This window comes from Aeromicrobium sp., assembly GCF_014378035.1.
Taxonomy (GTDB): domain Bacteria; phylum Actinomycetota; class Actinomycetes; order Propionibacteriales; family Nocardioidaceae; genus Aeromicrobium.
In genome coordinates this window covers 14,816-28,407 of the sequence record NZ_JACMOM010000324.1, presented here as the reverse complement: position 1 = coordinate 28,407, position 13,592 = coordinate 14,816, and the positions used below count along the sequence as shown (strand labels likewise).

Genomic DNA, 13,592 nt, shown 5'->3' with positions numbered 1-13,592 from the left:
ATCACGACGTTGTCAGCCGTGTCGCGCATGACCTCCAGCTCGTACTCCTTCCAGCCGAGGATCGACTCCTCGAGGAGCACCTCGGTGGTCGGGCTGAGCGCGAGGCCGGACCCGGCGATGCGGCGCAGGTCGACCTCGTCGTAGGCGAGGCCGCTGCCGCTGCCGCCCATCGTGTAGAAGGGCCGCACGACGACCGGGTAACCACCGAGGCCGTCGACGCCGTCGAGGCACTCCTGCATCGTGTGGCAGATCACCGACTCCGCGGACTCCGCGCCCCACTCGGGCGGCAGGGTGGCAACGACCTTCTTGAACGACTCGCGGTTCTCGCCCTTCTCGATCGCCTCGATCGAGGCGCCGATGAGCTCGACGTCGTACTTCTTCAGGACACCGGCCTCGTGCATCTGGATCGCGGCGTTGAGGGCGGTCTGGCCACCCAGCGTCGCCAGCAGCGCGTCGGGGCGCTCCTGGGCGATGACCTTCTCGACGAACTCGGGGGTGATCGGCTCGATGTAGGTCGCGTCGGCGAACTCCGGATCGGTCATGATCGTGGCCGGGTTGGAGTTGATCAAGATGACGCGAATGCCCTCCTCCCGCAGGACGCGGCACGCCTGGGTGCCCGAGTAGTCGAACTCGCACGCCTGGCCGATGACGATGGGGCCGGAGCCGATGACGAGGACCGAGCGGATGTCGTCGCGACGGGGCATCAGACACCTGCCTTGCCGGTCGAGGCTGATGAAGTCATGAGGTCCACGAATCTGTCGAAGAGGTAGGCAGCGTCGTGCGGCCCGGCGGCGGCCTCCGGGTGGTACTGCACGCTGAAGGCCGGCTGCTCGAGGAGCGCGAGACCCTCGACCACCTGATCGTTGAGCCCGACGTGCGTGACGCGGCCGGGACCGTAGGGCGTGTCGAAGGTTCCCTCGATCGGAGCGTCGACGGCGAAACCGTGGTTGTGTGCGGTGATCTCGACCTTGCCGGTCGTGAGGTCCTGCACGGGCTGGTTGATGCCACGGTGGCCGTAGACCAGCTTGTAGGTGCCCCGATCGAGCGCTCGACCGAAGATCTGGTTGCCCAGGCAGATGCCGAAGTAGGGGATGCGAGCCGCGAGCACCTGCTTGAGCAGGTCGACGGCGTGGTCGGCCGTCGCCGGGTCGCCCGGCCCGTTCGACATGAAGACGCCGTCGGGACTGATCGCCACGATATCCTCGAAGGTCGCGGTGGCGGGCAGCACGTGCACCTCGATGCCACGCTCCGCCATGCGTCGAGGAGTCATGCCCTTGATGCCGAGGTCGATCGCCGCGACCCTGAGCCTCGTGTCGCCCACGGCCGGCACGATGTACGCCTCGGGGGTCGTGACGTCGGCGAGGAAGCTCGCGCCCTTCATGGGCGGCGCGGCGGCGACCCGAGCCAGCAACGCGTCGACATCGGTGGATGCCGAGCTGATGCCCGCCCGCATCGAACCCCTCTCCCGGAGGTGGCGGGTGAGGGCTCGAGTGTCGATGCCGGAGATTCCGACGACACCCTGCGCCTCGAGCGTCTCGTCGAGCGTTGCGTTCGCACGCCAGCTGCTGCGGACCCGCGCAGGGTCGCGCACGACGTAGCCGTCGACCCAGATGCGGCGCGACTCGAAGTCTTCGTCGTTGATCCCGGTGTTGCCGATGTGCGGCGCCGTCATCGCCACGATCTGGCCCTTGTACGACGGATCGGTGAGCGTCTCCTGGTAGCCGGTCATACCGGTGGAGAAAACGATCTCCCCGATCGTCTCGCCCACCGCGCCGTAGGCCTCGCCTCGGAACACGCGACCGTCCTCGAGCACCAGGACTGCCGCGAGTGCGCTCATACCGTTGCTCCTGTCACGAGTGCGCGGTCGCGGACCGTGGGTCTGCCACGCAGGAAGGTCGCCACCACTTCTCCCGGGAGGGTGAGCCCCGCGTACGGGTTGTTGCGCGACAGCGAGGCAGTGTCCCGCGCATCGATGACGCGGGTGACGTCAGCGTCCACGAGGACGATGTTGGCCGGCTCACCGACAGCGATCGGGCGGCCCTGGTTGCTGACGCGTCCGATCTCGGCCGGCTTCGCCGACATCTTGTCGGCGAGCTGCGCCCACGTGAGCAGACCGGTGTCGACCATGGTCTGCTGGACGACTGACAGCGCCGTCTCCAGCCCCAGCATGCCGAACGCGGCTGCCGACCACTCGCACTCCTTGTCCTCCATGGGGTGCGGGGCGTGGTCGGTGGCGACGATGTCGATGGTCCCGTCGGCAAGACCCTCACGCACGGCAGCGACGTCGTCGTTGGAGCGCAGAGGCGGGTTGACCTTGTAGATCGGGTCGTAGCTGCGCACGAGGTCGTCGCTCAGCAGGAGGTGGTGCGGGGTGACCTCCGCGGTGACGTTGATGCCGCGGCTCTTCGCCCAGCGGACGATCTCGACCGACCCCCGGGTCGACAGGTGGCACACGTGCAGGCGGGAGCCGACATGCTCGGCGAGCAGCACGTCGCGGGCGACGATGGCCTCCTCGGCGACGGCGGGCCAACCCGTGAGGCCGAGCTCACCGGACAGCGGACCCTCGTTCATCTGGGCACCCTCGGTGAGTCGGGGCTCCTGGGCGTGCTGCGCGATGACCCCGTCGAACGCCTTGACGTACTCGAGCGCGCGCCGCAACAGCACGGCGTCGGACACGCATCTGCCGTCGTCGGAGAACACCCTCACGGTGGCAGCGGAGTCGGCCATCGCACCGAGCTCGGCGAGCCGCTCTCCCCCGAGTCCGACCGTGACGGCACCCACCGGCTGGACGTCGCAGTAGCCCCCCTCGCGGCCGAGCCGCCAGACCTGTTCGACGACGCCGGCGGTGTCGGCGGCCGGGTCCGTGTTGGCCATGGCATGCACACACGTGAAGCCACCGCGCGCGGCCGCCATCGACCCGGTGAGCACCGTCTCGGCGTCCTCACGGCCCGGCTCGCGCACGTGGGTGTGCAGGTCGACGAGACCCGGCAGCGCGACCAGCCCGGTGGCGTCGATCTCCTCGGCGCCGCCGGCGTCGAGGTTGTGGCCGATCGCGGAGATCACGTCGCCGTCGATCGCGATGTCGGTCGGGTCGCCGCCGAGGAGACGGGCCTGGCGGATCACGTACGAGGTCATGCTGTGCCTTCGTTCGGGTCGGTGCTGGTTTCGTCGGCGGCGCCCCCAAGGAGGAGGTAGAGGACCGCCATGCGCACGGCCACGCCGTTGGTGACCTGCTCGACGATGACCGAGCGCGCGGCGTCGGCGACGTCGGCGGTGATCTCCATGCCGCGGTTCATCGGCCCCGGGTGCATCACGATCGCGTGCCCGGGCATGCGGTTCATGCGAGCGGTGTCGAGCCCGTAGCGCCGGCTGTACTCGCGGGCGCTCGGGAAGAATGAGTCCTTCATGCGTTCCTGCTGCACCCGCAGCATCATGACGGCGTCGGCCTTCTCGAGCTGGGTGTCGAGGTCGTACGACGTCTGGACCGGCCAGTGCTCGATGCCGACGGGCAGCAGGGTCGGCGGAGCGACCAGGGTGACGTGGGCGCCGAGCGTGTGCAGCAGCAGCGCGTTGGAGCGGGCCACTCGGCTGTGCAGGACGTCACCCACGATCGTGATGCGTTTCCCGACCAGGTCGCCCAGGTGCCGACGCATCGTGAAGGCGTCGAGGAGCGCCTGTGTGGGGTGCTCGTGGGTGCCGTCGCCCGCGTTGATGACAGCGCCGCTGGTCCACTTGGCATTGGCCAGCCGGTGGGGCGCGCCCGAGTGGTGGTGGCGCACGATCACGGCGTCGGCACCCATGGCCTGCAGCGTGAGCGCGGTGTCCTTGAGACTCTCGCCCTTGGAGACGCTCGAGCCCTTGGCCGAGAAGTTGATGACATCGGCGCTCAGGCGTTTGGCGGCGGCCTCAAAAGAGATGCGGGTGCGTGTCGAGTCCTCGAAGAAGAGGTTGACGACGGTGCGACCACGGAGGGTGGGCAACTTCTTGATGGGCCGGCTGGCGACCCCGAGCAGCTCCTCGGCGGTGTCGAGGATGCGGATGGCGTCGGTGCGGTCGAGGTCACCGGCGCTGAGGAGATTCTTGATCATGCGTCATCTCCTGTCGCGGCGCTCGTCCCGCCCGTGATGTCGACACCGTCGCGGTCGTCGCACTCCAGCAGCGCCACCTTCACGCTCTCGACCAGAGAGGTGGGGAGATTCTTGCCCACGAAGTCTGCACGGATCGGAAGCTCCCGGTGACCCCGGTCGATGAGCACCGCGAGCTGCACGGCCTTGGGGCGTCCGAGCTCGGTCAGCGCGTCAAGGGCTGCGCGGATCGTGCGCCCCGAGAACAATACGTCGTCGATCAGCACGACGACCTTGCCATCGATGTCGTCGGGGATCTCGGTGTGCTCGGGCGCTCGCGCGGGCTTGAGCCGAAGGTCGTCGCGGTACATCGTGATGTCGAGGGCTCCGGCGGTGATGTCGCGGCCCTCGACCTCAGACATGCGTCTCGCGATACGGCGGGCCAGGTGTACCCCGCGGGTGGGGATGCCGAGCAGGACGAGATCGGAGGCACCGCGGTTGCGCTCGAGGATCTCGTGGGTGATGCGGGTCAGCGCCCGTGAGATGTCCCGGTCGTCGAGGACCGTGCGGGCGGCAGCGACGGTGGGGATGGTGTGCGGGTTGTCAGCACGCGCGGCGTCGTCGGACGCAACCATGTCTGACCTCCTTCTCCGCCTCTCGGGACGGCCGTTAAAGGATGTCGTGTTCGACAGTCAGCCTAACAGCGGCCAGCCCCGGATCCGACCCCGCCTCGTGCACGATCCGTGCCCTGCTCCGCATGGCCGCGGCACCGCAGGTCAGGAAAGGAGACCCTCGTCCTGCAGCCAGGTGCGGGCCACGAGCGCCGGTTCCTTGCCGCCGACGTCGACCTGCGCGTTAAGGCCGAGCATCACCTCGTTGGTGAGCTTGGGGTTGATCATCTCGAAGATCTTCTCGAGCTCCGGGTGAGCGGTCAGAAGCTTCTCGCCGATGATCTCGGTGACGTTGTAGAGCGGGAAGAAATCTTTGTCGTCCTCCAGAGACGTCAGCTTGAGTGCCGGGATGCGGCCGTCGGTGGTGAAGACCTCGCCGAAGTTGCACTTGCCCTCGGCAGTGGAGTTGTAGACGACACCGGTGTCGAGCCGGGTGACCTGCTTGTCGGGCACCGAGTCGCCGAGCTTGAGGCCGTACGCCTTGAGCATGGGCCCGAACCCGTCGTTGCGGCTGTAGAACTCGTCCTCGACGCAGAAGGTGCGTTGATCGACCGGGAGGTCCTTGATCTGCGACAGCTTGGTGATCTTGAGCTTCTTCGTCGCCGCCGGCCCCATTGCGAAGGCGTAGGTGTTGTTCAGCGGAGCAGGCTTGAGCCAGATGAGCTTGTTCTTGGCCTTGTCCTCCTTGGCCGTCGCCAGCCACTGCTCGCGTTCACCCTTGACGGGGTTGTCGTGCAACAGGTACGAGATCCAGCCCGTGCCGGTGTAGTCAGCCGAGATGTCGACGGTGCCGTTGAGCTGGGCATTGCGCAGGCCGTTGCTGCCGGCGATGTTGGTGCGGTTGGTGACGTCTGCACCGGCGGTCTGCAGCACGGTCGCCAGCATGTTGCCCAGGATCAGCTGCTCGGTGAAGTCCTTCGCACCGACCGTGATCTTGACGCCGGACAGCGAGTCGTACTTCTTGATCGAACCGGGTCCGGCCGGAGCGATGAAGCCGTTGGCGTTCTGCAGGCCGCAGCCCGAGACACCGGCCACCATTGCGGCACAGATCGCCAGCACGGCGAGGTGTCGGAGACGGCTGGTGGCGAGGCTCTTCTTGTCGAAACTCTTCTTGTCACGGCTTTTCATGTCACAGCCCCTTCGGGGTGAAGACGACCTCGAACACGCGAGCCACCCAGTCCAGCAGCAGCGCGAGCATCGCGATCATGAGGGCACCGACGACGAGCAGGGAGTTCTCGCCGAGCTTGATGCCGGTGGTGAGGTAGGTGCCCAGCCCACCGGCGCCGACGAGGCCGCCGAACGCCGCGGTTCCGCACATCAGCACGAGAGCCGTGCGGACCCCGGTGAGCATGACGGGCACCGCAATCGGCAGCTCGACCGCGCGGAGCACCCCGAAGGACGACATGCCCATGCCACGCCCGGCCTCGGTGAGCTCGGGGTCGACCCCGTCGAGTCCTGCCACCACGTTGGCGACGACCGGGAGGATGCCGTAGACGGTCAGCGCCCCGATGAAGGGGACGGAGCCGATGCCGAAGATCAGCGCGCCGAGAACCACCAGGCCTACGGCGGGGGCAGCCTGACCGAAGCCGGCGACAGCCATGACGGCTCCGGAATAGCGACGCATCGGGCCGCGGGTCAGGGCGACCCCGAGCGGCACCGAGATGAGGATGACCAGGACGGCCGCGATGATCGTGAGGAAGAGGTGCTTGAGGCTGCCATCGATCAGGTCGGAGTTCGCGAGCAAGTTCTCCTTGCCCGAGATCGTCGACGTGTTGGTGTAGACGAACACCCCGGCGATGACGACAAAACACACCGCGGGCTGGGCCACCAAGCGTCCACGACCGGGCCTGGGGTCACCTTCACGCATGGCAGCGCCGCGGTCTCTGTCTCCCGCTTCCATGTCGAGCGTCCGGGACTTTCCACCTCGAGACTCGCTCACGACACCGCCTCGTCAGTCGGCGGCTCCTGCGCCTCGGCCTGTACCTGCGCGGCAGCCTGCACCTGCTGCATCGCCTTCATGATGGTCTCGACCCGAACGACACCCTGGTAGGCGTTGCGGCGGCCCGTCACGACGACCACGCCGTGGCTCGACGTCAGCATCTCGTCGAGCGCGTCGTTGAGGGTGGACGCCGTGCTGACGACCGCGAGCTCGAAGTCACGCTCGACGACGTCGAGTGCTCCGGGCTTTTGCAGGTCGCGCAGTGACATCCAACGCTGCGGCCGGTCGTGCGCGTCGAGCACAATGACCCACTCCCGCGACAGAGCCCTGGCTGCCTTCATGGCTTCCCTCGGGTCTTCACCCACATGGGCCACGGCCGCGTCGTGCAGCTCGACGTCACGGACTCGGGTCAGGGTCAGCTGCTTGAGTGCAGCACCGTGACCCACGAACCCCTCGACGAACTCGTTGGCGGGGTTCGCCAGGATCGCGTCCGGCGTGTCGTACTGAACGATCTCCGAGCCGGTGTTGAGGATCGCGATGCGGTCGCCGAGCTTGACCGCCTCGTCGAAGTCGTGGGTCACGAAGACGATGGTCTTGTTGAGCTCTTCCTGTAGACGCAGCAGCTCATCCTGCAGACGCTGCCGCGTGATGGGGTCGACTGCTCCGAACGGCTCGTCCATCAGCAGGACCGGCGGATCGGCGGCCAGCGCTCGGGCCACACCGACGCGCTGCTGCTGACCGCCGGACAGCTCGCGGGGATAGCGATTTCGGTACTGGTCAGCTTCGAGGTTGACGAGGTCGAGCAGCTCATCGACGCGGGCCGCTATGCGTTTCTTGTCCCACCCGAGAAGCTTGGGCACGATCGCGATGTTCTCGGCAACCGTGTAGTGCGGGAACAGCCCGGCACCTTGGATGACGTAGCCGATCGTGCGACGCAGCTTGTCGGGGTTGGCGTGCGTGACGTCGACGTCGCCGATCAGGATTCGTCCACTGGTCGGCTCGATCAGCCGGTTGATCATCTTCATCGTCGTCGTCTTGCCGCAGCCGGAGGGCCCGACGAGCATGACGATCTCGCCTGCCGGGATCTCCATCGTGACGTCGTCGACGGCAGCGTCCTTCTGCCCGGCGTAGCGCTTCGTGACGTTCTCGAGCAGGATGCGCTCACTGCCCGATCCGCTGCTCGCGGCTGTCGGGTCGTTCATGATGGCGGAATCAGACACGGATACCCCTCGAGGTGGTCAGGCGGCCGACGACATTGGGCACGACGTCGAGAACGATGGCGAGCAGGACGACACCCAGGACCCCGGCCACCGCCGAGTTGGTGGCGTTGGCCCCGCCGAGGCGAGACAGTCCTGAGAAGATGAATGAGCCGAGACCCGGTCCGGACGCCAGGGCTGCGATCGCCCCGATGCCCATCAGCATCTGTGCCGACACCCTGATGCCGGTGAAGATCACCGGCCACGCGAGTGGAAGCTGCAGGCGCAGCAGCGTTGTCAGCCGGTTCATGCCCATGCCGCGGGCCGACTCGACGAGCCCCCGGTCGACACCTCGGAATCCAACGATGGCATTGCGCAGGATCGGCAGAGTGCCGTAGAACGTCAGGGCCACGATGGTGAGCGTGACCCCCGACGGGATGAACGCGATGAGGAGGCCGAAGAGGGCGAACGACGGGAGAGTGAGCCCCAGCGCCGTCGTGCTCTCAGCCAGGCGAGACGCCAACGGTGAGCTGTAGGTGAGGATCGCGATGACGAGCGCGATGAGGGTGGCCAGCAGGAGCGACTGCAGGACCATGCTGACGTGCTGATAGCCCTGAAAGGACAACAGCGACCACCGATCCTGCACGAAGCTGAAGAAGCCCATCATCGGCACCGCACCCCTTTACGACTGGCTACGTCACGACTCGAGACCGACCGCGACAACCTCTCGAACCTATCGCGAGACTCGTCGAAAGAAGATTTGAAATCCGGGGTGGCGCCCTTTCTTGCTCTCTTTACAGACACAAATCTTACTACGCGGCGACTCTCAGCCGGCCAGACCACGGCATGGCCCAAACGGTGACGCCCGTCTCAGCTGCTGAGGGTCGGCTTCAGCTCGACGATCCTGCTGAGGAGGCCGTTGACGAAGGATGGCGACTCATCCGTCGAGAGCTCTCGGGCGAGACCCACGGCCTCGCTGACCGCAACAGCGTCGGGGACGTCGTCGACGTAGAGGATCTCGTAGGCACCGATGCGCAACAGGTTGCGGTCGACGGCTGGCATCCGCTCGAGCGTCCAGTCGACGGCATTCTCCGTGATGATCTCGTCGAGTCGGTCACGGTGGCCGACGACGCCTTCGACCAGGGAGACGGCGTACTCGTTGACGGGATACTCCGCATCGCCGATGCGATCGGCCAGCGTTCCGCCCGGCGGGAGACTCTGCAGCTCAGACTCGAACAGGATGTCCAGCGCCCGCTTGCGTGACTTCGTGCGAGCGGACATCAGCCCTGCACGCGACCGAGGTAGCTGCCGTCGCGGGTGTCGACCCGAATCTTCTCGCCGTTGACGATGAACAGCGGGACCTGTATCTCTTTCCCCGTCTCGAGGCGTGCGGGCTTGGTGCCACCGCTGGAGCGGACGCCCTGCAGGCCCGGCTCGGTGTACTCGATGAGCAGCTCGACGGAGGCCGGCAGCTCGATGTACAACGGAATGCCCTCATGCAGCGCGAGCATCGCGTCCTGGTTGTCGAGCATGTAGTCCTTGGCGTCACCGACCACGGCCTCCGTGACGTTGATCTGGTCATACGTCGTCTTGTCCATGAAGACGTACGAGTCGCCGTCGTGGTACAGGTACTGGAAGTCCCGCTTGTCGACGTTGGCGGTCTCGATCTTCAGACCCGAGTTGAACGTCTTGTCTACGGTCTTGCCGCTCATGACGTTCTTGAGGGTCGTCTTGACCATCGCACCGCCCTTGCCGGGCTTGTGGTGCTGGAACCACACGACGGACCAGAGCTGCCCGTCGAGGTCAAGGACCATGCCGTTCTTGATGTCGTTAGTGGTGGCCATCAGCCGATCTCCAGGAGGTCTTTGGTCATCGTGGTGAGCACCTCGGGGGCGCCCCTTGTCACGAGGACGGTGTCTTCGATCCGCACTCCCCCGTGACCCGGCACGTAGATGCCCGGCTCCATCGTGAGGACGTTGCGACTTGTCAGTTTACCTGTGTGTGAGGCCGCGACGAACGGGTCCTCGTGGATCTCGAGCCCGACTCCGTGGCCGAGGCCCGTGGTGAAGGCGTGCAACCATCCCGCTGAGTCGAGCGACGCCCTCGCCGCGGCGTTCGCATCGGCTACGGGGACCCCCTCGCGAAGGGTCTCCAGACCCGCGGCCTGCGACGCCCTGACAGCGGAGTAGATCTCGCGCTGCCAGTCGTCGGCACGTCCGAGGACGACGGTGCGCGTGCAGTCGGCGTGGTATCCATCGACCCGCGCACCGAAGTCGATCTTGAGCAGCTCGCCATCGCCGAGGACGCGATCGCTGGGGGCGTGGTGCGGGATCGCGGTGTTCGCACCCGACGCCAGGATGGTCTCGAACGCGATGGCTTCTGCCCCCAGCTCGAACATCCTGTTCTCGAGGTCTCGTGCGACCACTCGCTCGGTGCGTCCCACGAGCCGTCCGTCCAGCAACCCTTCGAGCGCCCGGGTCGAGATGTCGCATGCCGACCGCAGCGCGGCGACCTCGGCCTCGTCCTTGACCTCACGAAGCGACTCGACGAGCCGGCCCGCCGAGACCAGGGCTGGCCCGTCGACCAGGTGGCTGAGCCGGGCGTGCGTGTCGACGCTCGCCGTGTGCGTCTCCAGTGCCCAGGTGTCGCCGGTCATCCGGGCCGCCGCCTCGCCGGAGAGGTCACGAGCGATGACGTGCTCGACGTCGGGGAGCTCATGGTCGGCCTGGTCGCGGTAGCGGCCGTCGGTGAAGAACACCGCAGGCCCGTCCCGGGGCACCAGCAAGGAGCCGTTGGAGCCCGTGAACCCCGTGAGATAGCGAACGTTGACGAGGGTCGTGACGTAGACGCCGTCCAGGCCGGTCTCGTTCAGGGCGGCGACGAGTCGTGCGCGTCGGTCGGCGCCGCTCACGACGAGATGGCCCGGTAGGCGTCTTGCAGGAGTGACTCCTCAGGCCCCGCAAGGATGACCGGCCTGGCCAGCCCCTTGAGCACCACGAACCGCAGCTGGTCGCCGCGCGTCTTCTTGTCGAGCCGCATCGTGGCGGCGAGGGCCTCCCAGATGCCGGAACGGCAGGTCAAGGGCAGCCCGATCGTGCGGAGGATCGAGCGGTGCCGGTCGAGCAGGTCTTGGTCGATCTGGTCAGAGCGTCGGGCGATCTCCGCCGCGAACACCATGCCGATCGAGATCGCTTCGCCGTGACGGATGCGATAGTGCTCGAACCGCTCGATTGCGTGGCCCAGGGTGTGACCGTAGTTGAGAGCCTCCCGCCCGATGCCACCCTCGGCGCCGGCGCCGGACTCCCGCAGGTCGCCGGCCACGGCCCGTGCCTTGACGGCAATGCCCTTGGTGATGAGCTCGGCCAGGATCGGCGACCGGGTGTCGGCCACCCTGCCGGGCGCTGCCTCGATCAGGTCGAGGATCGTCGGGTCGGCGATGAATCCGCACTTGACGATCTCGGCGAGCCCGCTGCGCAGCTCGGCAGCAGGCAGGGTGGTCAGGACGTCGAGATCACACAGCACCCCCACGGGTTCGTGGAACGCACCGACGAGGTTCTTGCCCTCCGCCGTGTTGATGCCGGTCTTGCCGCCGACGGCGGCATCGACCATGCCGAGCACCGTCGTGGGGACGTTGACGAAGCGCACGCCGCGCAACCAGCTGGCGGCGACGAATCCTGCGAGGTCGGTCGTCGCTCCGCCGCCGAGTCCGACGATGACGTCGGACCGGGTGAAACCACTCTCACCGAGCACTTTCCAGCAGAAGCCGAGCACCTCGGCATTCTTGGCCTCCTCGCCGTCTGGCACCTCGATCAGGTGCACCTCCAGCGCGTCGGACACCAGTGGGTCGCGCAGGATCTCAGCCCGCGCGGCCATGGTGGGCGAGTGGATGATCGCCACGCGCATGACGCCCAGACCGAAGCCGACCAGCCCCCGCAGCTGCTCGTGGACACCGTTGCCGATCACGACGTCGTAGGGGCGCTCGGTGGGCACCTTCAGGCGGGTGGTCATCGATCCTCCTGAATCAGGGCGGCAGCCTGCTCGGCGACGTGCGCCGCGTCGAGGGTGTCGGTGACGATGGCGAAGCGTGAGCACGCCCGGTAGAGCGGACGTCGCTGATCCATGAGGTTCTTCATCTGCGAGCGGACGTTGCCAAGCAGCAGCGGACGGTTGGCGTTCATGCCGACCCGTGCGACCGCGGCGACAAGTCCGACATCAAGAAAGATGACCCGCTGATCCTGCAGCAGGGCCCGCGTCGTGGGACTGAGGATGGCCCCGCCACCGAGCGCGAGCACCCCGTCGTGATCGCTGAGCGCGGCGGCGACAGCCTTCTCCTCCAGCGCCCGGAAGTGCGCCTCGCCGTGGTCGACGAAGATGTCCTGCACCGAGATGCCCTCAGCGGCCTCGATGTCCTGGTCGGTGTCACGCACCGTCACACCGAGCATCGCGGCGACCGCGCCGGCAACCGTCGTCTTGCCTGCGCCGGGTGGTCCGACGAAGACGGCGATCGGACTCAACGGTGCCTCAGGTTGGCGAGGTAGCCGTCGACGTTGCGGCGGGTCTCCTCGACGGCGTCGCCGGCGAACTTCTCGAGGATGGCGTCGGCCACGACCAGTGCGACCATCGCCTCGGCGACGATGCCGGCGGCGGGCACGGCGCAGACGTCGGAACGCTGATGGTGGGCGCGCGCCTCCTCGCCCGTCTCGAGGTCGACGGTGCGCAGCGCCCGTGGCACGGTGGCAATGGGCTTCATCGCGGCACGCACCCGCAGGATCTCGCCCGTGGTCATGCCTCCCTCGGTGCCGCCTGAACGGCCCGAGACACGCCGGATGCCATCGGCCGTCGGCACCATCTCGTCGTGCGCCAGCGATCCGCGCGTGCGGGCCAGCTCGAAACCGTCGCCGAGCTCGACGCCCTTGATGGCCTGGATGCCCATCAGCGCCGCCGCCAGCCGGCCGTCGAGCCGCTTGTCCCAGTGCGTGTGTGACCCGAGGCCCGGTGGCAAACCCTCGACGACGACCTCGACGACACCGCCGAGCGTGTCGCCCTCCTTGTGGGCAAGGTCGATCTCGGCGACCATCGCGACGCTGGTCTGCGGGTCGAAGCAACGGACGGGGTCGGCGTCGGGCGCCTCGACGTCAGAATGCGAGGGGATGACCCCAGCCGGTGCTTGCACCGTGCCGAGCGCGACGACATGCGACACGATCGTGGCGCCGGTGGTCTGCTCGATGAACCGGGCGGCGATCTCGCCGAGTGCGACGCGGGCAGCGGTCTCGCGAGCGCTGGCTCGCTCGAGCACCGGCCGAGCCTCGTCGAAGCCGTACTTCTGCATGCCGGCAAGATCGGCGTGTCCGGGCCTCGGCCGGGTGAGGGGCGCGTTGCGCTTGAGCCCCTCGAGGATCTCGGGGTCGACGGGGTCGGCGGCCATGACCTGGTCCCACTTGGGCCACTCGCTGTTGCCGATACGCAGGGCGATGGGGCTGCCCATCGTCGAACCGTGCCGCAACCCACCGACGATCTCGAGCTCGTCCTGCTCGAACGCCATGCGGGCGCCGCGGCCGTAGCCGAGCCGACGGCGGGCAAGAGCGGCCTGGATGTCCTTGCTCGTCACCTGCACCCCGGCGGGAAGGCCCTCGAGCACGGCGACGAGAGCAGGGCCGTGCGACTCACCAGCGGTCAACCATCGAAGCATGAAGCGATCATCCCACGCCCCACCCGTCACGCG

14 protein-coding genes and 1 pseudogene are annotated in these 13,592 nt (G+C 67.4%); all 15 read right to left on the bottom strand.

Translation table 11 applies throughout. From position 1 onward, the window contains the following. Positions 1–704, bottom strand: a pseudogene (carB, locus tag H7290_RS17200) (carbamoyl phosphate synthase large subunit); the annotation flags it as partial. Next, positions 704–1,837, bottom strand: a complete 1,134-nt coding sequence (gene carA, locus H7290_RS17195; RefSeq protein ID WP_290515247.1) for a glutamine-hydrolyzing carbamoyl-phosphate synthase small subunit — start codon at positions 1,835–1,837, stop codon at positions 704–706. The pseudogene carB and the gene carA, both read right to left, overlap by 1 nt. After that, positions 1,834–3,135: a dihydroorotase gene (locus H7290_RS17190; protein ID WP_290515246.1), complete on the bottom strand. Its 1,302-nt coding sequence runs from the start codon at positions 3,133–3,135 to the stop codon at positions 1,834–1,836. Before H7290_RS17190 ends, carA begins: the two co-directional genes overlap by 4 nt. Beyond that, entirely contained in the window at positions 3,132–4,085 is a 954-nt protein-coding gene (locus tag H7290_RS17185) for an aspartate carbamoyltransferase catalytic subunit (RefSeq protein ID WP_366927646.1), read from the bottom strand. The genes H7290_RS17190 and H7290_RS17185 overlap by 4 nt, the downstream gene beginning before the upstream one ends. Then, positions 4,085–4,699, bottom strand: coding sequence for a bifunctional pyr operon transcriptional regulator/uracil phosphoribosyltransferase PyrR (gene pyrR / locus H7290_RS17180; protein WP_290515244.1), 615 nt, complete (start codon positions 4,697–4,699; stop codon positions 4,085–4,087). Before pyrR ends, H7290_RS17185 begins: the two co-directional genes overlap by 1 nt. A 141-nt stretch (positions 4,700–4,840) precedes the next feature. Further along, positions 4,841–5,863: a glycine betaine ABC transporter substrate-binding protein gene (locus H7290_RS17175; protein WP_290515243.1), complete on the bottom strand. Its 1,023-nt coding sequence runs from the start codon at positions 5,861–5,863 to the stop codon at positions 4,841–4,843. A 1-nt stretch (position 5,864) separates the two neighbouring features. Continuing rightward, positions 5,865–6,674 (bottom strand): ABC transporter permease, encoded by an 810-nt coding sequence (locus H7290_RS17170; protein WP_290515242.1) that lies wholly within the window; start codon positions 6,672–6,674, stop codon positions 5,865–5,867. Beyond that, positions 6,671–7,894, bottom strand: a complete 1,224-nt coding sequence (locus tag H7290_RS17165) for an ABC transporter ATP-binding protein (RefSeq protein ID WP_290515241.1) — start codon at positions 7,892–7,894, stop codon at positions 6,671–6,673. Before H7290_RS17165 ends, H7290_RS17170 begins: the two co-directional genes overlap by 4 nt. Then, positions 7,887–8,537, bottom strand: coding sequence for an ABC transporter permease (locus H7290_RS17160; RefSeq protein ID WP_290515240.1), 651 nt, complete (start codon positions 8,535–8,537; stop codon positions 7,887–7,889). Before H7290_RS17160 ends, H7290_RS17165 begins: the two co-directional genes overlap by 8 nt. A 203-nt stretch (positions 8,538–8,740) precedes the next feature. Then, positions 8,741–9,151 (bottom strand): transcription antitermination factor NusB, encoded by a 411-nt coding sequence (nusB, locus tag H7290_RS17155; protein WP_290515239.1) that lies wholly within the window; start codon positions 9,149–9,151, stop codon positions 8,741–8,743. Then, positions 9,151–9,717: an elongation factor P gene (gene efp / locus H7290_RS17150; RefSeq protein ID WP_290515248.1), complete on the bottom strand. Its 567-nt coding sequence runs from the start codon at positions 9,715–9,717 to the stop codon at positions 9,151–9,153. Before efp ends, nusB begins: the two co-directional genes overlap by 1 nt. Next, positions 9,714–10,781: a Xaa-Pro peptidase family protein gene (locus tag H7290_RS17145; RefSeq protein WP_290515238.1), complete on the bottom strand. Its 1,068-nt coding sequence runs from the start codon at positions 10,779–10,781 to the stop codon at positions 9,714–9,716. Before H7290_RS17145 ends, efp begins: the two co-directional genes overlap by 4 nt. Continuing rightward, positions 10,778–11,878: a 3-dehydroquinate synthase gene (aroB, locus tag H7290_RS17140; RefSeq protein WP_290515237.1), complete on the bottom strand. Its 1,101-nt coding sequence runs from the start codon at positions 11,876–11,878 to the stop codon at positions 10,778–10,780. The genes H7290_RS17145 and aroB overlap by 4 nt, the downstream gene beginning before the upstream one ends. Then, positions 11,875–12,384, bottom strand: a complete 510-nt coding sequence (locus tag H7290_RS17135) for a shikimate kinase (protein WP_290515236.1) — start codon at positions 12,382–12,384, stop codon at positions 11,875–11,877. The genes aroB and H7290_RS17135 overlap by 4 nt, the downstream gene beginning before the upstream one ends. After that, the gene (aroC, locus tag H7290_RS17130) at positions 12,381–13,559 is read right to left on the bottom strand and encodes a chorismate synthase (RefSeq protein WP_290515235.1); all 1,179 of its coding nucleotides are present in this window, start codon (positions 13,557–13,559) and stop codon (positions 12,381–12,383) included. The genes H7290_RS17135 and aroC overlap by 4 nt, the downstream gene beginning before the upstream one ends. Between the last annotated feature and the right edge of the window lie 33 nt (positions 13,560–13,592).